Source organism: Chitinophaga fulva (assembly GCF_012927205.1).
Taxonomy (GTDB): Bacteria; Bacteroidota; Bacteroidia; order Chitinophagales; family Chitinophagaceae; genus Chitinophaga; species Chitinophaga fulva.
The window spans coordinates 822,409-848,475 of sequence record NZ_JABBGC010000002.1; the positions used below are offsets into that span (position 1 = coordinate 822,409).

Annotated in this window: 24 protein-coding genes; 14 read left to right on the forward strand and 10 right to left on the reverse strand. The window is 49.7% G+C overall.

The genetic code is table 11. The features are described from left to right. Together HHL17_RS19870 and HHL17_RS19875 are read left to right on the forward strand one after the other, a co-directional pair. Positions 1 to 1,488, forward strand: a complete 1,488-nt coding sequence (locus tag HHL17_RS19870; protein WP_169226543.1) for a sulfatase family protein — start codon at positions 1 to 3, stop codon at positions 1,486 to 1,488. A gap of 7 nt (positions 1,489 to 1,495) precedes the next feature. Next, positions 1,496 to 2,710: a glycoside hydrolase family 88 protein gene (locus HHL17_RS19875; RefSeq protein WP_240975921.1), complete on the forward strand. Its 1,215-nt coding sequence runs from the start codon at positions 1,496 to 1,498 to the stop codon at positions 2,708 to 2,710. 311 nt (positions 2,711 to 3,021) lie between these two features. Here the strand turns inward: HHL17_RS19875 and HHL17_RS19880 are convergent, their stop codons facing one another. Both HHL17_RS19880 and HHL17_RS19885 read right to left on the reverse strand, forming a co-directional pair. Next, positions 3,022 to 3,396 carry a VOC family protein gene (locus tag HHL17_RS19880; protein ID WP_169226544.1) on the reverse strand — a complete coding sequence of 125 codons (375 nt, stop codon included), beginning with the start codon at positions 3,394 to 3,396 and terminating at the stop codon, positions 3,022 to 3,024. A 16-nt stretch (positions 3,397 to 3,412) separates the two neighbouring features. After that, positions 3,413 to 3,775: a winged helix-turn-helix transcriptional regulator gene (locus tag HHL17_RS19885; RefSeq protein ID WP_169226545.1), complete on the reverse strand. Its 363-nt coding sequence runs from the start codon at positions 3,773 to 3,775 to the stop codon at positions 3,413 to 3,415. Between the two features lie 139 nt (positions 3,776 to 3,914). Between HHL17_RS19885 and HHL17_RS19890 the strand changes: the two genes are divergently transcribed. The 6 genes from HHL17_RS19890 to HHL17_RS19915 all read left to right on the forward strand — a co-directional run bounded on the left by HHL17_RS19890 (position 3,915) and on the right by HHL17_RS19915 (position 9,503). After that, positions 3,915 to 4,517 carry an FMN-dependent NADH-azoreductase gene (locus HHL17_RS19890; protein ID WP_169226546.1) on the forward strand — a complete coding sequence of 201 codons (603 nt, stop codon included), beginning with the start codon at positions 3,915 to 3,917 and terminating at the stop codon, positions 4,515 to 4,517. Between the two features lie 86 nt (positions 4,518 to 4,603). Then, positions 4,604 to 5,068 carry a GbsR/MarR family transcriptional regulator gene (locus tag HHL17_RS19895; RefSeq protein WP_169226547.1) on the forward strand — a complete coding sequence of 155 codons (465 nt, stop codon included), beginning with the start codon at positions 4,604 to 4,606 and terminating at the stop codon, positions 5,066 to 5,068. Between the two features lie 64 nt (positions 5,069 to 5,132). After that, positions 5,133 to 6,464, forward strand: a complete 1,332-nt coding sequence (locus tag HHL17_RS19900; RefSeq protein ID WP_169226548.1) for a TolC family protein — start codon at positions 5,133 to 5,135, stop codon at positions 6,462 to 6,464. An 8-nt stretch (positions 6,465 to 6,472) separates the two neighbouring features. Beyond that, the gene (locus HHL17_RS19905) at positions 6,473 to 7,570 is read left to right on the forward strand and encodes an efflux RND transporter periplasmic adaptor subunit (RefSeq protein WP_169226549.1); all 1,098 of its coding nucleotides are present in this window, start codon (positions 6,473 to 6,475) and stop codon (positions 7,568 to 7,570) included. Then, a complete protein-coding gene (locus HHL17_RS19910) occupies positions 7,567 to 8,829 on the forward strand; it encodes an ABC transporter permease (protein ID WP_206156102.1) in 1,263 nt (420 codons plus the stop codon). Before HHL17_RS19905 ends, HHL17_RS19910 begins: the two co-directional genes overlap by 4 nt. 2 nt (positions 8,830 to 8,831) lie before the next feature. Next, a complete protein-coding gene (locus HHL17_RS19915; protein ID WP_240975922.1) occupies positions 8,832 to 9,503 on the forward strand; it encodes an ABC transporter ATP-binding protein in 672 nt (223 codons plus the stop codon). Between the two features lie 6 nt (positions 9,504 to 9,509). Here the strand turns inward: HHL17_RS19915 and HHL17_RS19920 are convergent, their stop codons facing one another. Beyond that, positions 9,510 to 10,607, reverse strand: a complete 1,098-nt coding sequence (locus HHL17_RS19920; RefSeq protein ID WP_169227213.1) for an acyltransferase family protein — start codon at positions 10,605 to 10,607, stop codon at positions 9,510 to 9,512. Between the two features lie 69 nt (positions 10,608 to 10,676). Here HHL17_RS19920 and HHL17_RS19925 point away from each other — a divergent pair, with 69 nt between their 5' ends. Further along, on the forward strand, positions 10,677 to 11,576 hold the full coding sequence (locus HHL17_RS19925) for a LysR family transcriptional regulator (protein WP_169226551.1): 900 nt from the start codon (positions 10,677 to 10,679) through the stop codon (positions 11,574 to 11,576). 61 nt (positions 11,577 to 11,637) lie between these two features. Then, a complete protein-coding gene (locus tag HHL17_RS19930) occupies positions 11,638 to 12,795 on the forward strand; it encodes a threonine synthase (protein WP_169226552.1) in 1,158 nt (385 codons plus the stop codon). 31 nt (positions 12,796 to 12,826) lie between these two features. On the opposite strand, the gene HHL17_RS19935 is transcribed toward HHL17_RS19930, so the two are convergent. Then, positions 12,827 to 13,354, reverse strand: a complete 528-nt coding sequence (locus HHL17_RS19935) for a hypothetical protein (RefSeq protein WP_169226553.1) — start codon at positions 13,352 to 13,354, stop codon at positions 12,827 to 12,829. A gap of 6 nt (positions 13,355 to 13,360) precedes the next feature. After that, the gene (locus tag HHL17_RS19940; RefSeq protein ID WP_169226554.1) at positions 13,361 to 13,873 is read right to left on the reverse strand and encodes a hypothetical protein; all 513 of its coding nucleotides are present in this window, start codon (positions 13,871 to 13,873) and stop codon (positions 13,361 to 13,363) included. Between the two features lie 144 nt (positions 13,874 to 14,017). Between HHL17_RS19940 and HHL17_RS19945 the strand changes: the two genes are divergently transcribed. Continuing rightward, positions 14,018 to 14,539 (forward strand): VOC family protein, encoded by a 522-nt coding sequence (locus HHL17_RS19945; protein ID WP_169226555.1) that lies wholly within the window; start codon positions 14,018 to 14,020, stop codon positions 14,537 to 14,539. A 127-nt stretch (positions 14,540 to 14,666) separates the two neighbouring features. Continuing rightward, entirely contained in the window at positions 14,667 to 15,488 is an 822-nt protein-coding gene (locus HHL17_RS19950) for a tetratricopeptide repeat protein (protein WP_169226556.1), read from the forward strand. Positions 15,489 to 15,491: 3 nt separating this feature from the next. Here HHL17_RS19950 and HHL17_RS19955 read toward each other — a convergent pair whose 3' ends face one another. Both HHL17_RS19955 and HHL17_RS19960 read right to left on the reverse strand, forming a co-directional pair. After that, positions 15,492 to 16,205 (reverse strand): GNAT family N-acetyltransferase, encoded by a 714-nt coding sequence (locus HHL17_RS19955; RefSeq protein ID WP_169226557.1) that lies wholly within the window; start codon positions 16,203 to 16,205, stop codon positions 15,492 to 15,494. 105 nt (positions 16,206 to 16,310) lie between these two features. Continuing rightward, the gene (locus tag HHL17_RS19960; RefSeq protein WP_169226558.1) at positions 16,311 to 19,481 is read right to left on the reverse strand and encodes a TonB-dependent receptor; all 3,171 of its coding nucleotides are present in this window, start codon (positions 19,479 to 19,481) and stop codon (positions 16,311 to 16,313) included. 436 nt (positions 19,482 to 19,917) lie between these two features. On the opposite strand from HHL17_RS19960, the gene HHL17_RS19965 reads away from it, so the two are divergent. Together HHL17_RS19965 and HHL17_RS19970 are read left to right on the forward strand one after the other, a co-directional pair. Continuing rightward, entirely contained in the window at positions 19,918 to 21,675 is a 1,758-nt protein-coding gene (locus HHL17_RS19965; RefSeq protein WP_169226559.1) for a hybrid sensor histidine kinase/response regulator, read from the forward strand. A gap of 158 nt (positions 21,676 to 21,833) precedes the next feature. Further along, positions 21,834 to 23,162, forward strand: coding sequence for a PQQ-dependent sugar dehydrogenase (locus HHL17_RS19970; RefSeq protein WP_240975923.1), 1,329 nt, complete (start codon positions 21,834 to 21,836; stop codon positions 23,160 to 23,162). 235 nt (positions 23,163 to 23,397) lie between these two features. Here HHL17_RS19970 and HHL17_RS19975 read toward each other — a convergent pair whose 3' ends face one another. The 3 genes from HHL17_RS19975 to HHL17_RS19985 all read right to left on the reverse strand — a co-directional run bounded on the left by HHL17_RS19975 (position 23,398) and on the right by HHL17_RS19985 (position 25,946). Further along, positions 23,398 to 24,378 (reverse strand): hypothetical protein, encoded by a 981-nt coding sequence (locus tag HHL17_RS19975; RefSeq protein WP_169226560.1) that lies wholly within the window; start codon positions 24,376 to 24,378, stop codon positions 23,398 to 23,400. A 56-nt stretch (positions 24,379 to 24,434) separates the two neighbouring features. After that, on the reverse strand, positions 24,435 to 25,001 hold the full coding sequence (locus tag HHL17_RS19980) for a DUF417 family protein (protein ID WP_169227215.1): 567 nt from the start codon (positions 24,999 to 25,001) through the stop codon (positions 24,435 to 24,437). 84 nt (positions 25,002 to 25,085) lie between these two features. Beyond that, positions 25,086 to 25,946: a helix-turn-helix domain-containing protein gene (locus tag HHL17_RS19985; protein ID WP_169226561.1), complete on the reverse strand. Its 861-nt coding sequence runs from the start codon at positions 25,944 to 25,946 to the stop codon at positions 25,086 to 25,088. Between the last annotated feature and the right edge of the window lie 121 nt (positions 25,947 to 26,067).

A 26,067-nucleotide genomic window follows, 5' to 3' on the forward strand; every position in this document is an offset into this window, starting at 1 on the left:
ATGACCATAAACACCTTCCGTCATCTGGCGGCCGCCTTGCTGTTATGTCTGCTCGGCGCCGCCTGTTCACCAAAGAAAAAAAGGCCTAACATCCTGATGATCATGTCCGACAACCAGTCATGGAACCATGCCGGTTGTTATGGAGATAAAACCGTCAGAACACCCAACATGGATTTGATAGCCCACCAGGGCGTCCGGTTTACCAACGCCTTCTGTAGCTCTCCTTCCTGCACCCCAGCCAGGGCCGCTATGCTCACCGGCCAGGATATCTGGCGTATCGAAGAAGGCGCCAACCTCTGGGGTGTTCTTCCTACAAAATTCAAACTCTATACCGACCTGCTGGAGGCTTCCGGCTATGAAATCGGTTTTCAGGGAAAAGGCTGGGGACCGGGCAGTTTTACCGCCAACCAACGCAAGCGGAATCCTGCCGGGAATGAATTCCACAACTTCGGCGATTTCCTGTCCGCCCGTAAAGGCGCCCCCTGGTGCTATTGGGTGAGCAGCCATGAACCGCACCGCCCTTATGAGGTAGGCAGCGGAGAACGGGCAGGCATACACGCAGACAGCGTTCATGTGCCGGGTTACCTCCCCGACCGTAAAGATGTGCGTACCGACATTGCTGATTACTACGCCGCCGTAGAAACCTTTGACCGTGAGTTGGGCGGCATCCTCCAACAGCTCCGGGAAAGTGGCGACCTGGAAAATACCGTCATCATTGTGTGCAGCGACAACGGTTGGCAGATGCCACGCGGCCTTGCCAACCTGTACGACTTCGGCACGCATGTGCCACTCATCATTTCATGGCCCGGCAAGTTCAGGGAGAATGAAACTACCGATCACCTGGTGACGCTTAACGATCTCGCCCCTACGTTCCTGGAGCTGGGACAGGTAGCCATCCCCAAAGAGATGACCGGTAAAAGCCTGTTACCCGTCGTTACCAAAGGACAAACCGCTCCCGCGCGCGATTATGTAGTGCTGGGCAGGGAAAGGCATGCGTTTGTACGGCAGCATGGACTGGGTTATCCTGGCAGAGCTATCCGCACCCCGGACTATCTCTACATCCGTAACTATGAGCCTGACAGATGGCCTGCCGGCGATCCTCCGCTGTATGGCGACATAGACCCTTACATGCTGCATTATCCGGGACTGGCCAAATGCTACATCATGGCCCATAAAGACAGCGCAGCCATCAAGCCCTTCTTTGAACTGGGCTTCGCTAAAAGGCCGGCAGAAGAATTATTCGATATTAAAAACGATCCCGATGAACTGCACAACCTCGCCACAGATCAACGCTATGCACGCCTGAAAGATTCCCTCTCCGCCAGGATGCAGGCGCACCTCATCGCCACAGGCGATCCGCGCGTTACCGGCGGTAAGCTCATCTGGGACCATACAGATTATTTCTCAGAGATCGACAAAACACCGCGGCCCAACGTGGAATCACAGAAACAATTTAAACTGGACTCCGTATACAACTACCTGAAATAACAACAATATGAAGATGGGAAAAATGGGCTGGTGCCTGATGATCTGTTGCGCGATCATGTCCTATAACAGTGAGGCACAAACGAAAACAAGGAAGATGACGCCTGCCATGAAACAGATCGTGGAAGATGCACTGTCCTTTTCGGTGCGGCAGTACAAACACATGGCCGCCACGCTGCCTGATGACAGATTGCCCCGCACCACCGCTAAAGACGGAACATTGATGACAGCGGAATCCCGCTGGTGGACCAGCGGTTTTTATCCGGGCACGCTGTGGTATCTCTATGAATACAGCAAAGACCCGCAGATACTGGCTGAAGCCAACAAACGCATGCAGCTGCTGGAAAAAGAACAATTCAACCGGCAGACCCACGACCTCGGATTTATGATGTACAACAGCTATGGCAACGCGCTGCGCATAGCGCCACAGGCAGGCTACCGTGAGGTGCTGTTGAACAGCGCCCGCTCGCTGGCATCACGCTTTAACAACAAAGTGAACTGCATCCGGTCGTGGGACCATGGCAACTGGCAGTTTCCCGTTATCATCGACAATATGATGAACCTGGAACTGCTCACATGGGCCACCCGGGAAAGTGGTGATTCCTCTTATTACCACATCGCCATAAAACATGCCAACACCACGCTGCAGCATCATTTCCGCAAGGACTTCAGCACCTGGCATGTCATTGACTATGATACGCTGACCGGTCAACCCGTAGCTAAAAAGACCTTTCAGGGCAACGCCGATTCGTCGGCCTGGGCCAGAGGGCAGACCTGGGCACTGTACGGCTACACCATGATGTACCAGGAAACCCGCAACCCGCGGTATTTGCAGCAGGCAGTAGCCGTAGCCGGTTTCCTGTTGCATCATCCTGCAATGCCAAAAGACCATATCCCTTACTGGGACTTTAATGCGCCGGACATCCCTCACGCGTACCGCGATGCTTCCGCAGCCGCCGTCATGGCCTCTGCGCTGCTGGAACTCAGTACACTGGTAAAAGGTAAACAAGCAGATACCTATTGGAAAACAGCAGAACAAATTATTACCGGACTTTCATCCGATACCTACCGCGCTAAAGAAGGTGAGAACAACAATTTTATCCTGATGAAAAGCGTAGGTTCCCTGCCCCATGGTGTGGAGATCAATGTACCCTTGTCGTATGCAGATTATTATTACGTAGAGGCGTTGATGAGATATCGTCAATATTGTCAATCGCAGCTGTAATCGTATTCGTATTCGTATTCCCATTCCGAATCCAAATCCAAATCCAAATTCGAATTCGAATTCGAATACGAATCCGAATCCGAATCCGAATAATCCCAGGACTAAAGTCCTGGGCTACGATGTTATTCAATTTCTTTCAAATTAAGAATTCAATCGTTTATGTTGAATGACCTATTATGTTGAATGACCGGGATATTGTTGTGCATAAAATAACAGTACCCAAATTCGAAAGAACCTGAATAACATCGTAGCCCAGGGCTTCAGCCCTGGGTTCCGTGGGTTCCGTGGATTCCGTGGGTTTGTAATGTATATTAATCCGTAACAGACACATAATATCCATCCGGATCTCTAAGCGAGAATTCATTTCTGCCGGAGTTGGCGTTAACATGCGGAGGTTCTTCGACGATCGCTTTCAGTTGTTGGGCTTTGTCCCAGGCTTCTTCGAAAGCGGTTACGCGGAAAAAGAGGATCAATCCGTTGCCTGGTGTCACCTTGGGATCAGTCATAGTAGGGTGTCCATGTGCGGCCCACTTGTGCAGGCATAATACCACCGTATCATCTTCCGGGTCAGCGAGGATTTCAAAAGTACCACCACCATGCCGGCTTTCACAGCCCAGCAGCTGCTGGTACCAGGCGGAGCTTTTCTCTACGTCTTTTACCGCGATAATAATTTCAGGTCTGATCATAGTTGCTTTTTTCCGGTCATATTTCCCGGTTTCGTATTTTCTGTTTGTGAAGAAGTCCCCATTTGGCCAGTTCACTCATCACGCCCCGCAGAGAATCTGCATAGTCATTCCGCACATACAGGATCGTACCATTGGCCAATGTCTGTTTGGTAACGAGGCCGTTTAGTTCCAGGTCTTTCAGTTCATTGGACAATACCCTGGCGGAAATTCCCGACAATGCGCGTTGTAGTTCATTAAAACGTTTGTCTCCCATTCCCAGGGCCATCAGGATACGCACCTTCCACTTGCCGGCGATAATATACAAGGCATCTTCCGCCGCCGGCATCATCTCAATACATTTAACGCCATCACGGACTTCTGTAAGTGTTGCTGTTTCCATATATATCCGGTTTTACTAACCCACAGGTTAGCAGTAACCTACAGGTTATGTTGATAGTATAGCTTTTAAAGGCAGGTACTTTTGTACCGCAAAAAAGTTCTTTTTCAGAACACAACAAAAGTATCTAAAAAAACAGATCATGGGAAACATCTTGCATATCATATCGAGTGCACGCGGAGAAGCGTCCAATAGCATATTGCTGGGCAACCGTATCGTGGAAAGGCTGCAACAACGGCACCCGGACAAGGAAGTTGTCATTAACGACGTAACCGGACAATCCTGGCAATGGTTACATAAAGAACTGGTAGATGCCTACAGAACGCCTTCAGAAGCGCTCACCACTGAGCAGCAGGTGTTGCTGGAAGCATCTGACGCTACTATCACCCAATTGCAGGAGGCTGATACTATTGTGATCGGCGTACCGCTTTATAATTTTAACCTGCCGGCCCCGCTCAAGGCATGGATAGACCACATCGTAAGGCCCGGCAAAACCGTGAACTATAAAGACGGAGGGTTTGCCGGGCAGCTCACCGGTAAAAAGGTGTACCTCGCCATTGCGTCCAATGGCATCTACTCCGAAGGCCCCATGCAGCCTTTTGACTTCGCTGAGCCCTATCTGCGGTATGTGTTGGGCTTTGTAGGCATTACGGACATTACCACCTACCGTATAGAAGGCGCCGGCATGTCTGCCACCAAGGAAACTGCCGTAGAGAAAGGATTGGCCAGTGTAGAGGCCATCTGATCTTATCTCCGGGAAAATAAAGTTGGTTCTTTGTTTGGAGAACCAACTTTATTTTTTCAATTTTGTGGAGACGAAAAACAACAGCCTTGGAAAAAAACAGAGACAGGATAGAGAAACTGAGCGCTGCCATGGAAGGCCTTGGCCTTACTCCTGTGGCATCACGGACATATATTTACCTGCTACTGTGTGAAGGCCATCAGGCAACGTTTGAGCAGATCGTGGATTACTTCAAGGTCAGTAAAAGCGCCGTATCCAACGCCATCAAGATGTTGGAATCGACGAAAATGATTTCCTCTAAAACCATGGGCGGCCAAAGAAAACGCTATTTTTCTCCCGATCTGACCAGCATCTTCAACGAGCACACGATAACAGAAAGGCTCAAAGTGTTTTTTGGTATTCTTGACGAAATTAAATCCATCCGCCAGACGAAAGACGAGCTAAATCAAGAACTGGAAGAGGTATCCCTGCTGTATAAAATGATGCTGGTGGAGTTACCTTTAATCATGGAAAGGTGGAAACGGACCATCGCACTCAACAAGGCGCAACCATAGCGGCCTTTTTTTTGCCACAATTAGTTCTCTAAGTTCAGAACTAAAAGAATAACAATCATTTAAGATGAAAACAGGTATCATTTTACTGTTGCTGGCGATCCCTTTCCGGGTGGCAGACGGACAGACCATGCCTGAAAAAGACACCGGTCAACCTACGACTGCCCTCAGTCTGCAACAGTGCCTCGACTATGCCGGCACCCACAATCAGGAATTGTTGAGTAAAGCGCAATCCGCCGCAGCCGCGGCACAGGACCACAAAGCCGCCACCGCCAAACTGCTCCCGGACATTTCGGTTACAGCCGCCGTGAACAATTACTGGAAGATACCGGTACAGGTATTTCCCGGTGAACTGGTAAATCAGCCGGCCGGCACCTTTGTGCCCATACGCATGGGTACCCCATGGATGGGCAACTACGGCGCTGAAGCCAACCTGCCACTGGTAGACGTAAAAACATGGCAAACCATCAAACTGGCCAGGTTACAACAACAAGCCGGCGCCAGCGAATACCGGTCCTTACAACGCTCCCTGCAGAAAAACGTATGCATGGCCTATTACAGCGCACAACTGCAGCAGGATTATCTCACGGTGGCCCAACAGCTGTACAGCAATTATCAGCAGATCCACGACCTGATCAAACTACAATTTGATAAAGGGCTGACAGATAAAATTGCGTTTAACCAGTCTGCCACACTGCTGAAAAACAGGCAGCAAGCGGTACAACAGGCTGGCGTGTCTTTGCAGGAAGCATATCTCGATCTTAAATTCTGGATGGGTTTTCCGCTGGACAGTCAATTGACCACACAACCCGCTGATCCGTTACCTCCGCTGGAGATCAACAATTACCGCACTTCGCAGTTGCCCGATTATGAAACAGAACAACTGAAAGTGGCAGTGGCAGCGCAAGAATACCATAACACACGGGCCAACTACTACCCCAGCCTGCATTTTAAAGGTTCCTACCAGCAACTGGGATTTGGTGACAAAATGAACTTCATCACCCGTTCACCATGGTTTACCGTGGGCTTCGCAGGCGTAGAACTGCGTTTTCCGCTGTCCTGGTCTAATTTATCTACCAAGCCACGCAGCATGAAAGCCCAATGGCTGGCGGCCTCCAGCCGTTTCAAACAATACGAATCGGAACAGGAAAGGAAATACCGCCAGGAAAAACTACTGCTGGAAAAAGCTTCCGGCGACATACAGCTACAAAAGGAAAATATTGCGCTGGCACAGGAAAATGAAGCCCTCAGCACACAGAAGATCAACAAGGGCATCATTGACATGATACAACTGAAAGAGATACAACAGGACCTCTACGACGCACAGGCCAAACTCAACGACGCGCGCACCGACTTTTACAAACACTACACAGAACTCAACTATCTGCAACGTCAATAAAGATCTGCATGAAAACATTACTCTCCATCGCAGGAGTGGCGCTACTGCTCACTGCCTGCAAATCCAAAACCGCTACCTACACCGTGCAATCCCGCACGCTAAACGAAGCGGTATATGCTTCCGGAGAAATCATGCCTGAAGCTTATTACTTTCTGAAAGCCAATTCCGCCGACCTGCTGCTCAAAGTACTGGTGAAAGAAGGTGACACCGTGCACCAAAATGAAGTACTGGCCGTACTGGGCACTCCGGGTCAACTGGAGCAGGTAGACATCCTGCAACGGCAGGTGGCGCTGGCCGGCAACAATGCACAGGAACACTCCGCGGCGCTGACAGAACTGAAGAGCCGCATTGCGCTGGCCAAAACGAAAAAGGAACAGGACGCGCTTAACGCCGACAGGTATACGGAGTTGGCACAAAGCAAAGCCGTATCCGGGAAAGACGCGGAACAGGCCCGTATACAGGCGGCCAGCAGTGCCACCGAATACAAAACGTTGCAAGACCAGTATCAGGCATTGCAAAGCGACCTTTCCGGCAAACTGCTGCAGGCCAAACAACAGTTGACCGCCACCACACAAAGCCGCGAAGGGAAAGTGCTGAAAAGCCCTGTCAACGGGCGGGTATATAAAGTCTACCTGAAAACAGGCGAGCTCGCCCAGCTCAATGATCCCGTTGTGATGGTGGGACTGCCCGGGCAATTTAAACTGGAGCTGCTGGTCGATGAACGCGATATCAGCAAGATACGCACCGGCCAGAAAGTTTACTTTGAAACCGACGTCTACAAAGGCAAACAGTTTGCAGGCACGATCAATAAAATCATTCCGTTGCTGCAAAAAGAAAGTCGCAGCTTCCAGGTAGAAGCGGCGGTACAGGATACCGCCCTCTTTTATCCGCAGTCATCTGTAGAAGCCAATATCCTCATACGGGAACGCATCAACGCACTGGTAGTGCCTTCCGATTACCTGATGAAAGGCGACAGCGTATACCTGCAACAGGGCAAAGAACTTCGTAAAACCGCCATAGTCACCGGTATCCGCAATGGCGACTGGGTGGAAGTAAAATCCGGTCTGAAAGCCGGCGATGTAATCGCCATAAAAGAAGGACGATGAAAACATTCACCAATATCAAGCTGTCAGCGACCATTGCCTTCACGCATATGCGTGCCCGGTTGAAACAAACGATCATTGCCACCGCGGGCGTCACCTTTGGTATCACGGTGTTTGTTTTTATGGTCAGCTTCATCCAGGGTTCCAATGATTTCATGCAGGCAGTAGCTTTTGAGCAGTCGCCGCACCTGCGATTGTACAACGAAATACTGACCGCCCCATCCAACATACTGGACAGGGCCGAACCCGGCATCATTAACATGGTCAGCCATGTGAAACCCAAAGATATTCTGCTGAACCTGAAAGACGGACCGCAGATAGTGCAGGCGCTTCAACAAGATCCGCGGGTAGCAGCCGTTTCAGGCTCCGTCAACACACAAGTGTTTTACCGTCTTGGCTCCAGCAGTATCAATGGCACGATCAACGGTATCCGTTTTGAACAGGAGAATGCCTTGTTCAATTTACAGGCAAAATTGGTGGAAGGCAGTTTCAGAGAGCTTTCTACCCTACCCAACAGCATCGTGGTGGGCGTTGGGCTGGCCAAACGCCTTAACGTAAAAACCGGCGACCCACTGGAAGTGACCACTGAAAAGGGCAACAACTTCTCCGTAAAGGTAGTCGGTATCTTCAAGACGGGCCTTACCGATATCGATAAACAACAGAGTTACGCCAGTCTCAACACCGTGCAGCGTTTCCTCGAAGTGCCGATGTCCTACATCACCGACATCAAAATAAAACTGCATAATATGGAACTGGCGCCGGCGATGTCTGAGGAATTGCAGGCCAAATACGGTTTTCATGGTTCTGACTGGAAACAGGACAACGCCGCGCTACTGGCAGGCGATGCCCTGCGTAAAATGATCGTATATGGCGTAGCCGTGACGATCTTGCTGGTAGCAGGTTTTGGCATCTTTAATATTCTCACGATGATGATCTATGAGAAGATGAAAGACATTGCCATTCTGAAAGCGATGGGCTTTTCCGATACAGACATCCGCTGGATATTCCTCATACAGGCGCTTATCATCGGTATTACCGGTGCGCTGATAGGACTGTTGTTCGGTTTTCTGGCGGCCTATGGTCTTTCCAAAGTACCGTATAAAAGTGATGTAATGATCACGCTGGACCATCTGCCAGTGAGCTTCAGCGCTGTGTATTATGTTACCGGTTTTACTTTCGGTATTCTCACCACTACCCTTGCCGGTTACCTGCCTTCCCGTAAGGCCGCCGGGGTAGATCCTATCACTATTTTAAGAGGATGACCATGAACCTGATAGAAGTAAGGAATATCAATAAATATTTTTACCAGCCCACCCAAATGCAGGTGCTGACAGACGTCAGCCTGGATATAGAGAAAGGCCATTTTGTTTCCATCACCGGTAAATCAGGGAGTGGCAAATCTACGCTGCTATATCTCTTATCCACCATGGACACTGCTTTTGAAGGCAGTATCCGTATCAACGGTGAAGAGATGCAGGGCAAACGCAACCGGTGGCTGGCGGATTTCCGCAACCATCATATTGGTTTCGTGTTTCAGTTTCACTACCTGTTACCTGAATTCAGTGTGCTCCGCAATGTGATGCTGCCTGCGTTGAAGCTGGCCCGTTATTCCCCCGCTGAAGTCGAACACCGGGCCATGGACCTGTTAAAATTGCTGGGGGTAGATGTGCAGGCCACCAAGCGGGCATCCCTGCTTTCCGGGGGCCAGCAGCAAAGGGTGGCCATTGCCCGCGCATTGATCAATGAACCGCTGATTATAATGGGTGACGAGCCGACAGGCAACCTGGACAGCCAAAATGCCGCCATCGTATTCGATCTGTTCCGCCAGTTGTCTTCAGAACGGGGACAAACCATCCTCACCGTTACCCACGATGATGATTTTGCCAAACGTTCCGATAAGGTTATTCACCTGGTAGATGGCAAAGTGGCCCATTAATACCCGTCAGGCTACTTTCTTTTGCGGCTGCCGTGTATCATAGGCAATGGGTGTCCGGCCCAGGACACGGTCCCGCATTTTCAGCGCCGGTATCTCGATCAGGATACGGATCAACCACGCAGCCAGTATACAGGTAATGGTACAGATCAGCATCGTCCAGCCGCTGTTTTTGGCGAGGCCGAGGGAACCCAGCAGGTCCTGTGTCACATGTATCACTCCTTTATGGCTCAGGTAAATAGCATAGGAAAGCGCGGCAATCGATGTGGTGACACGGGAATTGATTCTGTATAGCCAACAATGCGGGCATACCGCCGCCGCTACAACCAGGCCGTACCCGGCAGATACTAACGGAAAACCATATACGGTGGCTATGAGAGAAAAACTATCTTCGGTTATAAACCAGGCAGCAGTCAGCAATGCCAGGCCCACAATGAAAATCAGGTTGGCATAACGGTTGACCCATTCCTTCACCGGCGGCCTGAACTGGAACAGTGCTGCAATAGACACACCAGCCAGCAAGCCATCCAGGCGGTTGTACACCGGATAATAAATAGCCTGGTACCACACCACCCAAAAGTTGGGACTATCGTCCAGCGGCGCCACCCGCTGCGTGTATATCCACCAGCGGCACAAAAATCCTCCGGCAAAAAGCGCCGGTATCAGCCAGAAGGCCTTACGGCCAGCTTTTACAAATAACAACAAGGCAAGTAAACAGGGAAACACGACGTAAAACTGTTCCTCCACACATAACGACCAGGCATGGGAAAAAGTCCCGTGCGTTTTGAGGTCCAGCCCGAAGTTCTGCGTGAAAGTGAGAAATTTCCACAAGGGAGGCAGCATTTCTTTCTCCCGGAAAACAGGGAGCAATACATACAATGCCAGTACCAGCAAGTACGGCGGGATGATCCGGAAAAAACGTTTGATGTAAAACGGTTTCAGTTTAACCGTTCCTGTGTCTGCCACTTCTCTGAATAGCTGTCCCGCTATAAGGTAGCCGCTAAGCACAAAAAACAGGTCAACGCCCGTCCATCCAAAGCGGGCCGGCGTATCCAGCCATTCCGGATGCGGAAAGATACGATAGTGATAATAAAAGACGAAGAAAATGGCAACTAATCCTGTAAATTGTTATAACAAATACAGCCCTCAATTCCTCATTCGTAATTCATATCCGTTATGCTTTCTACCCACCATCAGGTTTTTATTGAAGTGGCCCGGGAGAAAAGTTTCTCCAAGGCCAGCCAAACCCTGTTTATCTCCCAGCCCGCCATCAGCAAGCATGTGAAATACCTGGAAGAATATTATAGGACCCGGTTGTTTGAGCGTAAAGGCATCCAGATATCGCTGACTGATGCCGGCAGTTTTTTGCTGAAGCGTCTATTGCAGGTTGCCAATATACAGGCAGAAACGGAGTTTGAGATGGCCGCCTTCAGTGACAAACACCAGGCCAAAGGATTACTGAAACTAGGCGCCAGCACCACCGTAGCGCTGTATATCCTGCCCAAGGTGCTTTCCGCTTTTCAGCAGGAATATCCGCAGGTAGAGATCAACCTGTTGAACCGTAATGCCGAGATTGTATTGGAGGCGCTGCTCAATCAGGAGATCAATCTGGGCATCATTGAAGGCCGGGGAAAGCTCACCAATGTGGTGTACCATCCTTTCATCAATGACCAGGTCATAGCTGTATGCGGCAGGAAGAGCGGTTTTTCAAAGGCGCGGCATTATCCGCTGAAAGAGGTGCTGCGGATGCCTGTAGCACTGCGGGAACGTGGCAGCGGCACCCTGGAGGCCTTAAAAGATGCCTTGCAGAAGCACAAGACCGGTATTGATGCATTACAGATAAAAGCGCGGTTGGGCGGCACCGAAGCATTGAAGAACTTCCTGATAGAATCGGACTGCATTGGTTTTCTGCCCAAACGCTCCGTCTTCAAGGAGTTGAAGCAGGGCGACCTGACCGAGATTTCTTTTGAAGGGCTACATATAGAAAGAAGCTTTTACTTCATCCAGCGGAAAGGCGAGACCAGTGATCTGAATAAAAAACTGATCCGCTACGCCAGAAGCATCTATAACCAATAGTTATAGGTTATAACAAAATCGACCAGTCGTTTGTTATAGGTCATGCCTACATTTACAAGGAATGACACTTACCCGGAAAAACATATCGCACCTCACTGCTTTGCAGTGCCCCCGTTGTGGAAAACAATACGACGCAACAGTATTGCAGTCATACGCCACCTGCTGCCAGCAGCCGTTGACAGCTGTATACTCCTACGACCTGCCTGCACCGGATTTTTTAAAAGGACGAGACCACAGCATCTGGCGGTACCGTGAGATGCTGCCGGTAGCTGATCCCCGTCATATTGTTAGTTTGGGAGAAGGCGGCACGCCGTTGACCACCCTGCATACCCTGAGCGCACGCACGGGCGTACAGGTATTATTAAAAGACGAAAGTGTGAACCCGACCGGTTCCTTTAAGGCCCGGGGCATCAGTGTAGCGGTGTCCAAAGCGCAGGAGCTGGGCGTTACGCATTGCATCATCCCTTCTGCCGGTAACGCAGGCGGCGCCTTAAGTGCCTATTGCGCCAAAGCTGGTATGAAGGCCACCGTGATCATGCCACGCCATACCCCTGCCACATTGCAGGAAGAATGCCGCTTATATGGTGCAGAGCTGCTGCTCACCGACGGACTGATAGACAGCTGCGGCCGCATGGCACGGCAGCTGGTACAGGAAACCGGCGGCTTTGATATGTCTACCTTAAAAGAACCATACCGCCTGGAAGGCAAAAAAACGATGGGATATGAAATCGCCGAGCAGCTGCACTGGCAGTTACCTGACGTGATCATCTATCCTACCGGCGGCGGCACCGGCCTGATAGGCATGTGGAAAGCCTTCCGCGAAATGCAGCAGTTGGGCTGGATCACCGGCAAGCTGCCCAGAATGATCATTATTCAATCTCAAAATTGTGCTCCCATGGTACAGTACATTGAAAACGGAAACCTACCGGATGACTTCAGCGGTTATCCGTCCATAGCTTATGGACTGGCTGTTCCACAGCCTTTTGCAAAAGACATGATGCAGGAAGTGATCCGGCAAAGCGACGGCAAAGCGCTGACCGTCACAGAAGAGGAAATGGAAGCCGGCATCTCTGAAATAGCCGCGGCAGAAGGCATCCTGCTTTCCCCGGAAGGCAGCGCCACCTATATGGGCCTGATAAAGCTGATTGAAAAGGACTGGGTACAGGAAGATGAACAGGTATTGCTGTTCAATACCGGCTCCTGGTACAAATACCGTTGATCATGGAGGCCTTAGGGCTTTCGTGATCAACTCAGGCTTTACCCTCTTCCCATCCCTTTAATAAGTCTTGCAGGAACTTCCTGGACTTGGACGCTTCGTTTTGAAAAGCAAGCGTTACCAGCAGATACCCGAATATCAACATACCGAAAGGTATCAGTAGCATCGGCTCAAACTTGCTTCCCGAAAGGATGCCATTGATTATCGCGATCACACACCCCACCAACCCGACAACTACGCCTCCCATCCAAAGTGTCATAAACACCGCCACTACAATGGACAACGTCATCTTGATCTTCACGACGGTATGTACTATTTCATGGCTGACGTCGCCGGTGATCACCGGCAGGAAAGAGTTTCTATAGTCGATGATACGGCTGATCTCAAAGCTGTTACTTTTCACCACTCCCTCATAAGGCTTGCCAGAGGCTGGTTTATTCCAACCAATTTTAATTTGAAGCCCTCTGCTTTTAGGTGCTACGTTGGCCTCCAGCAGTTTTTTTATTTCTTCCGGGGATAGTTTGGTTAACAACCTATAACGTTCTATGGGTAATAATTTCATGGATGATTATTGTGCTTGACTAATACGCTTAATAAATTTTCGGGCCAAATCATCTTCATAGCTGAAGCGGCCAAATATCACTACACACACGATCAACAACACCAGTGCATAGATCAGTTTTCCAAGGTGAATATCTCCTGTGGTTATCCATTCAAACAGCGTCCACGATAATACACCAGCCACGCCAGCTCCCAACAGCAGCGTGAATATCGTAAACACCATTGTTTGTTCCGGCATGATACTCACCTGTACGTCAATGGCTGTCTGATATAAGGATTTGCTGACCGTTCCCTTTATCTTTACAAATTCTCTTTTACTGAGTTTTTGGCTAAGCCTGCTGATGACAAAAGTATTACCATTGACCTCTCCCGTGAAACGAAGATCCGGATTCAACACCCCGTAGGTATACCAATAAAACTTGGGATCATATGTTGCGAAATTCGTCTGCAGTGCAGACAGAACTTCCTCCGAGGAAAGATTACTCAATAAGGTATAGCGGTTAGTGGGCAGCCAGTTCATCCGTCGAAAATAAAGAATTCCCCCCGATGTCGCAAACACCCCTTCACAAAGTCGCCTCATCCCCCCTGCTGACCGGACGGGTCATTTTATCTTTGGGTTGTTATCAAACAACTCCATTTCACTGGCTGTTAAAATATAAAAACTATGGCAAACAGAATCACCTCACAAAGAATTTCACCGCATTTGTGGTTTAAGGACCAGGCCGAAGAAGCGGCTAAGTTCTATACATCGATCTTTAAAAATTCTTCCATCGGCAGAATTTCGCATTACACCGAGGCTGGTCATGAGATACACGGAATGCCGGCCGGCTCTGTACTGACTGTTGAGTTTACCCTCGACGGACAAAGTTTTATTGCGCTCAATGGCGGCCCGCTTTTCAAATTCAACGAAGCCATTTCTTTTATGGTGAACTGCGAAACACAGGAAGAAATAGACTACTACTGGGAGAAACTGCGTGCCGGCGGCGATCCCAAGGCAGACCAGTGCGGCTGGCTGAAAGACAAATTCGGCCTGTCCTGGCAGGTAGCCCCGGTGCAGATCGCTGAAATGCTTGTCGATAAAGACAAAGAACGCCTCAGCCGGGTCATGAACGCTATCTTCCAGATGAAAAAACTGGACCTGAAAGCGATAGAAGCCGCTTATGGCGCACCTGTTGGTGCTAAGTAACCTGCACGGATATATCAAAATAAGAAGGCCTGCCGATGTAGATGCATGGGCAGGCCTTTTCATATGCTGTTATACGGGCTAAAGAAAATTACATAACTTCCGCTGTCAACCATCGGAAAACTACCTCATGAAATACATACTTTGTTCCCTGCTTATCATGTTCCTGTTCCTGCAGGAGAGCAATGCCCAGTCTGCCTCCTTTACCCAACATCAGCAGGATTCCATTCGCGAACATTACGTCAACGCTGCCTCCCGGTATCATTATTTTGCGCCGGAATGGGGCCTATACCTTGACAGCGGACTGGTATTGCTGCCGCACGATGCACAGATGTGGCAGCTGAAGGCCATGCCACTGTTCAAGCAGCGGAAGTATGAAGCCGGCATGGTGTACCTCGACAAAGCAGTAACGTATGATCCGGCGGAATACCTCGACTACCGCGCTTTTATCAAATGTATCTTTCAGAAGTCCTATGTGGCGGCCATCGTTGACTTCAGGGAAGCGCAGCGGTCGAGCGGCCATAGTGGGGTGATGGACCATCCCTATAGTTTTTATCTCGGTCTTTGTTATCTCCAGCTAAATCAATACGACAGCGCCAGGACGTACTTTCAGCAATGCGTAGACCGCTGGCGGCAATCCGGCACTGAAGCCCCGTTGCATTGCCTCTATCCTTTTTATCTGGGCATTGTCGAATACGAACAGGGAAAGTATGCCGAGGCTTTGGAGCATTTCAATTACAGCCTGTCGCTGTATCAGCAGTTTTCCGATGCGGGCTATTACAAAGCCCTCTGCCTGGCGCGGCTACAACGGAAAGATGAAGCACGGGCGGCCATGCAGAAGGCTTCAGAGGATTTCAGGCAAGGCTATACGTTCACCGAAGACAATAAAGTATACGAACCCTATCCTTACCAGGTGAGTGATTGGATGTATCCTAAAGAGCGGAAAAAATAGTTTCTACGATTGGGTGATTTTTCTAAACACGATTTCTCTGCGGGTAACGAAACCCATATGCTCATAAAGCCGGATAGCCCTTTCGTTGGCCACCGACACATGCAGCATGGAAGTAATACCTTCAGCGACGTGTTGCTGACACAGGCGGGTAATCAACTGTTGCGCATACCCCTTGCCGGTACAGGCCGGATCGGTAACAATGGCGCTCAGCTCAGTGAAGCCTGCCATGCGCATACGTTCACCAGCCATGGCCACGAGCCGGCCCTCCTGGCGGATACCGTAATAAGTGCCCAATAACGGCGTATCCAGGTTATAGTAGCCAGGCTGCACCCGGTTGACCAGATCATACATATCAGCCCTATCAGCGGCTGTCAGTACGGAGATTTCCACCGGCGTTTTAGCCGGCAGTTCCACCATTTCACGCAGGACCATCTGTGCACAGGGCAATTCAAGCACTATCTGCCAGTTAACCGGCAGCGGAGGCAACTCCCCTACCAGGTAAAATGATTCCCCTTCGTTTATCCATGGCTGTAGGTCCTCCAGCTGATGCGCTGCTGTATGGTCACAGGCAATGAAGGAAAGGATTTCCCTCCGGTATCTTTTTGTGTGGGGCGTACCTTCCGCCAGCGGCGCCTGCACGGTTGTCAGCGCGTTCCAGACGGGATTGTCCAGTAATTGTTCATCTGTTGTTTCCAATGTTAACGGTATTGATTCCATACGAATTTAGTTATTTAATCATTTAGCTATTTTCTTATTTATGGGTTCTTTCTAAGAGACAGCCCATAAATAAGAAAATAGCTAAATGATTAAATAACCAAATGATTAAAATCCGTATCTGACACCCAGCTGTATCTGCCAGGGATTGCCGGAAGGTACAATGGTACCGGCATTGGTGTTTACATCGTATTTGAAAGTAGATGTAGCCGGATCGAACCCTCCGAGATTGTACAGGTTCTGTTTACCCAGTACTTTGCTGGCGCCCCATTCTTTGTTGAACATATTGGCTACGTTAAAGAAATCGCCGGACACTTCAACATATTGTGACTTCGCGAAGATAAACTTCTTGGCTATACGAACATCCCACACGCCGTAGAAGCCATTCACGCCCCCATTCCTTTCTGCCACAGTGCCGCTGCTTTTGCGCAGGTAATCCTTGATGCTATTATCAATGTTCGGGTTATCGAGAATGCTTTTCAGGCCGTTCCGCATGGCAGCGGGCACGCTGGGGTCATTTATATCAAACACATAGGCGAGGTCGTTGGTGCTCACGAAATCACCGTTCACGTTGCCTTTAACCGCGAGGGAATAACGGGTACCGCCTATACCGGAATAACGCACTCCCACGTTGATGCCCCAGAAGCTGGGCGCAGTACCATAAAAGACCACCTTATGGCGGAACTGATTATCGGAATAAGACATTACGCTGAGATTACGCGGATCGTCTTTCACCATCAGGTTCAGCGTAGCGGTATTGGCCACATCACCATTGTAAGAAGTATTGTCTTTGGCATCATTCCAGGTATAGCTGAAAGAGATCTCGCCGTCTCTGAAATAGCGGTAGGTACCATCTACCACAAAGGCAAACTGATTCACCTTACCATCGCTGTTCAGTTCCAGCACACGGCCAACCTTCGTGCTTTTGCGGCCGTTCTGCCAGTCGGCATAACCATTTCCGGGGGTAATGCTGTTGGCTGGCACATACACACCACGGTTGCCTTCGTTGGCCAGGCGGAAATAAGGCTGGTCCACCATGTTGCGGTCTACATACATATAGTTATGGCGGGCCATCGTAGCGAAGAATGTCAATCCCATCTTGAACCGGTCTGTGAAGAAGTGGTTATAGGACAGGTTGGCTTTGTATACTACCGGGATACGGGCATCTTTACCGTTCATATTGATGGTACCGATGCGGGGCAATCCGAGTTTATCAAACAGTTCCTTACCAGGCGCAGTAGACGGGTTCTTGCGGTACTCCACAAAATTAGGCGCGGGCACCTGTGCTCCCTGTACGTCCACGGTGAGCACCTTGGTTCCGTCAAACAGCATGTTGTTGATCATCGCGTAGTTGTTGATATCGGAACCAAAGATGGCGGCGCCGAAACGCAGGTAATCACGATGCTTTTCGTTGATGTCCCAGTTGAACTGCAAACGAGGCTGCAGCTGGAAGGTGCGCAGAGAATTATCCGTGCGCAGGCCAAGTTCCTGGTAAACCGTTTCGTTGAAATTGGGCTTGTTGAGGTAGGTGGTATAGTCTGCACGCAGACCGGCGATCATTTCAAAACCTTTGAACAGTTCAGTCTGCATCTGCGCATAGAGGGCAGCGCTCACGATATTCTGTTTTACGCTGGGATCATCTGCCAGTGCTACTTCGCGGGCATAGCGGTACGGCGTCATGTTGTTGAATGCGTCCATTCCTGTAAAGAAGAAACGGCCGTTCATTTCGCTGCCATAGAGGGAGTTCATATGGCTGTACATGATGTCAGTACCAAAAGTGAAACTGGCTTTATTGGTATTGTAATACAGGTTATTGACCAGCTGGAACACGTTATTGTAGAAGTGCTCCGGGGAGTAACGCTGTCCGCCGAGCTGGATATCTGTGAACACATCTTTGCCATTCACGTTGGACTTTACTCTTTCCACGATGCCGCGGGGAATGTTCTGTGCTGGCAGTTGCGCGCCGGGAGAGCTTTCTTCAAAAGTATACAGGTGCTGTACTTTCAGCTCGTTGGTCATTTTAGGGCTGATGGTGGTGCGCAGCGTGGCCAGCAAGCTGTTATTAACAGCTTTAGCGGTGGCATATACTTCGTAAAGATTGAGCAGGGTATTGTCATCGCGGCCCAGTGGAGCGCGGTCGTTGACATAGTTATTGCGGATGGTCAGCAGGTTGCGTTCATTCAGCTGCCAGTCAATGCGGGCAAAGGCAGCGTCGGTGCCTCTTTTTTTGCTGAAGGAGCCGAACTGCGGCGTTTCTGCGACTCCATATTTGTTGCGGGCAATCTGGAGGAAATTATCCAGCGTAGTCTGTGAAACGTTGAGTCTCTTTTCATCTTCCGGTGTTCTGATATCCGCCAGTTGCAGTGGGCGGGCATCCTGCTGATGGTCCCACGCAATGAAGAAGTGTGCTTTGTTACGGATGATGGGGCCGCCGAGAGAAAAGCCGTACTGGTAAGTAGAGAATTCATTCTGGCGTTTAGCGCCGCTCATATTGTACTGGCTGGACAGTTTATCATGTCGCATAAAGGTGAACGCGCTACCGGAGAAAGTATTGGTACCGGACTTGGTCACCGTGCTGATGGTACCACCGCCGCTGCGGCCGTAGGTCACATCATATTGGTTGGTCACCACTTTAAACTCCCGGATGGCTTCCATGGAGATGGCGTAAGGGCCGCCAATCCTGGTGTTGGTGCCGCTGCTGGAAGTCGGGTTCTTGGCAGATGTACCATCGATGGTAATATTTGTTGACGAGCCCAACTGACCGGCCAGGTTGTTGCCGCTGCTGAGTGGCGACAGGTCGATCAGCGAGGTGAAGTTACGGCCGTTTACCGGCAGCCGGGCGATATCCCGTGCAGAGACCGTAGTAGCGGCGCCGAAGTTTTCCGTTTTGTTCTTCAGGCCGGAGCCTACCACTTTTATTTCCTGCATGCTTACTGCGGCTGATTGCAGCGCGATGTTGACCCTTACCACATCGCCCTGGTTGAGCGAATAGCCGGTACGTTTCTGTTCCTGGAAGCCCAGCGAGGTCACATTGACCGTATATGGGCCGCCCAGTGGCATTTCCCGGAAGGTAAACTCCCCCTTGGCATTGGTAATGGTACGGCTGGTAAAACCGGTAGATTCATTGCGGACCACCACCGAAGCACCGGGCACCGGTTGTTTGCTTTCGTCCGTAATCATCCCCAGTATAGACGCCTGTGTGGTCTGCGCTACCGATGGCTGTAGGAAAAGGCATGTCAATAAAGACAAAAGAAAGAGAAAGTGACAGATAGGTTTCATATGGTTTTGAAATTTTCAAGTGGGCGAAAATATAGCTGGTATTACAAAAATCATATTGACAGGCCGATTCATAACGTAAAATTCATATTGACCCACTGCGGCCTGCTTTCCTTTTTGGTTGAATACAGTTAGAAAAATAATAAATAAAAACTATAAAAGAAAACAAATTAAAACAATTTGAAACAACCACAACATTTAATTATTTAGTCATTTGGTTATTGGACTATTTAAAAAAATATTAAAAAAGATCCCTGCCTGCTGTTTCACCTCTCTCCTGCTCACCTATTTTTAGGGTGATTTTTGCTACATTTACTTTACAACAGATCATTGAACCAAAGCCCGACAGAACATGCTTATGAAGCGCTGGTAGCGCAATGACAACGAACATGAAAACACCCCTCAAATGACTATTGAAAATCTTATTTAATGCTGTCACATGTACACATCAACCCAACCCCGCCTCCTCAAATTATTAAGAGCGCCGCTGTTTGCCGGTACCGCAGGCCTCACCAGTCCGGAAGAAAGAAGACCCGTGGTCCTCGCCAATGCGTTGGCCCTTATCGTTACGCTGATGGTACTCGTTATCGGCGCTTATTTTTATGTATTGCATCCTACACCATTCATACTGGCCCCTGTAGTGATGGAAGCCGCCGGATTTATATCGGTGATCCTGCTTAACCACTACCGGCAATACTTCCGGGCCAGCCTGGTGATGTTGCTGATACATGGCATCTTTGCGGTATACTGGAGCTGTTTACTGGAAGACGCTATTCCGACGGACCTGGTGATTGCTTTCCTTGCCGTGATTGTTTTTCATCTTTGCAATACTTTTTTCCTCAACAGGGAACGGAAAGTGCTGTTGTCCACGCTGGCCATCACGCTTTCGCTGATGGCGCTGGTACACATCAATCACCGGCACCCGGTCATTGTGCCGCTGGCACTCACCGAAAATGCGGTGTATATGATGCATGTGCTGACATCTGCCGGTTTTGTGACCATGATGGTGCTGGTGATGTCGTTTTACATTGGTAAAATCCATGCCTTGCTGCACTCGGAAAGGAAGCTCAAAGAAGCATCCATGGCCAAGAGCACGTTCCTCCGGGAAACGTACCATGAACTACGGACACCCCTCAACGCTATTTATGGCATCGCGCAGTTACTGCAGCTGCGCAAGAGTGATGAGGATAGCGAAGAGCGCAAAGAGATAGACGATCTCTATTCCGCCTGTTATATTGCACGCAATATCATCAACAATGTGCTGGACATGTCACGCATTGATGCGGGCAGGTTCAATACCGTTACCCGTGAATCGCTGGACCTCAGGGAATGTGTGGGACATTGCGCCGCCATCAGCCGGTATATTGCGCATTCAAGAGGCATCATTATCCGGGAGAGTTTTGACAAACAACTACCGGCCATCATCTACAGTGATAAAATCATTCTCACCAAAATCATCAACAACCTGTTGTCCAATGCCGTAAAGTTCGCCACTGGAAACAGTACCGTGTCTGTCACTGGTGAACGTTACGGACAACACATCATTTTCCGGGTGATCAACGAGGGCATTATTCACCCCGAAAAAGCCAGGCACATCTTTGAGGCGTTTGTATCCGAGCATAACCAGATCACGGAAGCCACCGGCCTGGGCCTGTCCATCACCAAACACCTGGTGACCTTACTGGGCGGCAGGATATATATGGAGCCGGATGAGATGAGCACTCATACCATCATCACCTTCACACTACCATTGGAAACAGCCAGGGAGAACAGCACCACTTCCATCCGGCAGCATTACCGCCGCGATGTGTTCCCCGGCGCCACTGCGCTGATCATCGAAGATGATCTGGTGAGCAGCGCGCTGCTCACCAAAATACTGGTCCATATGGGTATTGCTCCAACACTTTGCCATGACGGCACCGCAGCACTGCAACGGATACGGCTGGAGAAACCGGATATCGTTATCACCGACCTGCATATGTCTGGCATGAGTGGCAAAGAACTGCTCCGGCAGTTGCGTCGTGACAGCTTTTTGAAAGACATCCCGGTATTGATTGTTTCGGGAGATGCTTTTGTTTCTGTAAAGGAAGAGCTGTTACAGGCGGGCGCCAGTGCTTATATCTCCAAGCCGGTGCACTTCAACGAACTCTATCAGGCGCTGTCCGCACACCTGCCGCGCTTCCAGACACCGGTCTGATATTTATTTAGTCATTTATTCATTTGATTATTTATTAATCGGAGGCCTTTCCGTGTGTCATATTTTTTTCAGCATCTTCCATTAATTTCGTACTTTTTATGGCTTTCAACGGTCATGGACATCCGAAAGTCAATTTATTTTGCACTAAACACAATACTATGAAAACAGGATTATGGCCTATCCGGTCAGACAAGCGGGTTTTCAGGACAATGGCCCTGAGCCTTTTATTCCCGTCTGCCATGCTGGTGCTGCACAGCTGCAACAACAATCCCACTAAGGAGAGTCCCAAAGAGCCGGCCACCGACAATGGTAACGTTGGACTGGAACTGCCACAGGGATTTGGCGCGCTCCGTTTTGCCGACAGCACCGGTAATGCCCGTCACCTGACCGTGAATAAAAACGGCGTGGTGTATGTTAAACTGGAAAACCCGGTCAATGGCCACGCCATTGTGGTGCTGAAAGATAAAAACGGCGATGGCCGCGCTGATGAACGTTCCGCGTTTGCTCCTTACGGCGGCACCGGTATCGCTATTAAAGACGGCTACCTGTATGCCTCTTCCAACACCAGTGTGTTCCGTTACAAACTGAATGACCAGCAGGAAGTAGCAGACCCGCAGCATCCTGATACTATTGTCAGCGGCCTGATAGACCGGGGACAGCACAATTCAAAATCCATTGCGCTGGACAATAACGGTAACCTCTATGTGAATATCGGGGCGCCTTCCAACGTATGCCAGGAAAAAGACCGCACCAAAGGTTCTCCCGGCATGCAGCCATGCCCGCTGCTGGATTCTGCCGGCGGTATCTGGGTATTCAAAGCCAATGAACTGAACCAGGGATATCATAACGGCAAACGGTATGCTACCGGTCTTCGTAATGTAGTGGGCCTCGACTGGAACAACCAGGCGAACGCCCTCTTTGTGATGCAGCATGGCCGCGACAACCTGCATGACTTTTTCCCTGAGCTGTACGATACCAAACAGTCTGCCGAGCTGCCCGCCGAAACCATGTACAAGCTGCATGACGGCTCCAACTGTGGCTGGCCTTATATTTACTACGATCAGATACAGCAGAAAAAAATCGTTTGCCCTGAATACGGCGGCGATGGCAAGAAGGCTGTCACTGACAAATACGATGACCCGGTTGCCACTTTCCCCGGTCACCTTGCTCCTAATGCCCTGCTGTTTTATACCGGCAATATGTTCCCTGAGCGTTACAGAAATGGTGCGTTCATTGCGTTCCATGGTTCCTGGAACAGGGCTCCTGAACCACAACAGGGTTTCTTTGTGGCTTTTGTGCCGTTTAAAGACGGAGCGCCTTCCGGTAAATGGGAAGTATTCGCCAAAGGTTTTGCCGGCAAGGAAAACATTGCTGCGCCCGGTGATGCCGCCCACCGCCCCTGCGGCCTCGCACAGGGCCCTGACGGCTCCCTGTACGTGTCTGACGATAAGATGGGCACTATCTACCGCATTGTCTACAAACAATAACAGTCTGTATACATAAAACAGAAAAGCAGCTCCTCGGAGCTGCTTTTTTTATCTACCCTAAATATAATTCATAGTGATCAAGCGAAACCAGTAACTTGCAACAGTCATAAAACGAATATCCCGTTTAGCCACTAAACGTTATACCTATGTGCTGTCGGTCCCTGGTTACCTGGACGTGCCGTTCAACCACAGGCGGGCATTCCGGTATAAGGTCATCATCGACAGATCACCGCTGTCAGCGGGTCAGTAGGCCCACTTTCCGGTCTTTCGTGATAACCGCCATGGCTTTCGTTTCGCGGTTATAGGCAATCTTTGGCGCCTCTATGTGATGGATAATAGAGGACACCTGTGGGTTGACGAGGAATTCCTCCAGCTGGTCCACCACCTCACCGGTGCGATAATTGATAATGCGTGCGCAACCAGCCAGGTCCCAGGTATATGTATCATCTATAGGAAAGATATTGCCAAAGAACCCCTTGACCATTACCGGTGCGGACAGTTCATCCGTTTCCAGGTTCCAGACAACAAGTTGACCCGGCTGCAGGGCCTCCACATTTTCAGCTTCATCATCCATCAATTCACCGTCGCCGATAGCGCCAATCAGCACCTCATGATTGCTGATGAAGCCCGCCACGCCTACTTCTGCGTTAACGTCCGGGCTTTTTTTAACATTATCCAGCAACGCAGGGTTTTGCAGGCATGCCCCGATATTAAAAGCGACTACCATATCCCATGGATGCCATACCCAGCCTTTACTGATCAACCACTTGTTATCGGCGCTCACTTCCAGGCGGGAATAAAAATAGTCCTGTGGCTCGCGACCTTCCACACGGGTGACCACCTCTCCTGTTTCCACATCTTCAAAATCCAGTTGACAGTAGGCCACCGGACAATGGGCAAGATAGGTCCTGCCGTTAGGCGCCACAAAAAATGCTGCCGGGTATTCGTATACCTCTGCCTGATAGTATGACCGGTTAATTTCCCGGAGTATTTTACCGTTTTTCAGCAGCAGGCCTTTGGTGCCTTGTTTAGTAAAAACCAGCGCATATTGCCCGTCCGCAGATGTGATGGCAGCATCGAAGTTATAAGCGTAACTTATCTGTTGGGCAGGCCACTCGCCTTCACCGTCGATTTTTATGCCAGTGGCCCAGTCTACGAGGTCTTTTCCGCGCCAGGATATCGTTTCCACATGTTCGTCAATTATCCGGAGTTGCATAAGTAGTTGCTTTTTTTGCAGCTGCTAAAGATATTAAAAAAACGGTCAGGGCTACACTACTTTATGCCTTTGCGCTGAAGATAAATACCTGCAGATTCACTCATGGTTATCAGTGCCCCACCCATGATCATCACATCTTTGATCACCAGTCTGCCGCGGCCGGAGAGATATGGAAATCCCCATTGATGGTCTGTAAGATGCGGCACCCAGGATTCCGGTGTGGTGATCAGGAAAGACAGGGTGCCCAGTGTCATGATAAACACCAGCACACTGCCCGCCACACTGGCCAGCGGAGCGATGCGGTATATGGCCACCAGTACCGCCAATATGATCAGGAAAACACCCAGTCCGCGGGAGAAGCCGTATGTATTGTTGTTTTCGTGCCAGGTATGATTAGCTTCAATCAGTTCCCCTTCCTTGTTCATATGTGTCTTATACTCACCGGGCGTGTTATAAAAGAAAGACATAAAAGGGCTGTTGGCCACGAAGGGAACGATGCCGTCTGCTTCGTAGGTAAAGAATTTTAAGGCCCCTATCCAGACAAAAACAATGACGATTCCCCAGCGTATGACTTTTTTTCCCAGCTGATCGAGGTTGGCTATTGCATGCAAGACTTTGTTCATGGTTTTCATTTGTTCGTTTTTTAAATCGTGAATGACGATACAAATGTAAACCGGGCGCCGGGGCCGGGCCATGGAGGGAAAAGGTTATTGCATGGACAAATCAGCCACGATGGAAATGCCCGTCCGCTGACGGAACGTTTGTGGCGACACGCCGGTATTTTTCTTAAAGAAGCGACTGAAATAGAACTCATCATCAAACCGCAGCGCATAGGCAATTTCCTTGATGCTTTTGCGGGTAAGATGCAGTTGTTTCTTGGCCTCCAGCACCAGGCGGTCCTGGATCAGGCGGGAAGGCGATTTACCAAAATAGCGGTTACATTTTTTAGTGAAATGATTGGGAGAAATGGCCAGCAGTTCAGCATAATCAGCTGGTTTGTGCAGTGTAAGATAGTGCTGGTCCAGCAACTGACGGAAACGTTCCATCTGATCATCCGGCAAAGGAATGTCCTCCCGCCTTTCCTGCGTTTTCTGCCTGATAGCGCTGGACTTGGCCAGCAGCAACTGCAGATAGGCTTTGAGCACCATGTCCGAAGGGGCTTGTTGCTTAAACTCCGCTTCCAGCTGGGTGATCAACTGGAAAAAACCAAGGGATTCATCTTGGGAAAGTGGTATAAACGGTTGTTGATAGATATTATTAAAGAGAGATCCATTACAGGCAACTTCAGCGCGGTGATGTTCAATACAATAAAAATCGCCGTGGAAACGCAGCTGAAAGTAAGGCAGCGCTTCATCCGCTTCGAGGCGTAGCAACTGAAACGGCGTAGCAAACAACAGTACCGGTCCTTCGAAGGCCGTCGTGGAAAAATCGGCATGAAATACCCCTTTTCCTGCAGGGACAAATAAAACGACATATTCCGCAAACTGTGCCGGACGGGACAAAGCCGCCGATTCCTCCTGGTCCAGCCCAAAGAGCAACTCCTGTGTATCTGTATGTACTGCTTTCATTTATTGGTTTTAATTACCCGACGAATTTCAAAAACAACCTAACAAATTTAAATACAATCAATTTCAAATAAAATTAAAAAATATTTAAAAATGATGTCCTAAACAGAAATACCAGGTTGTT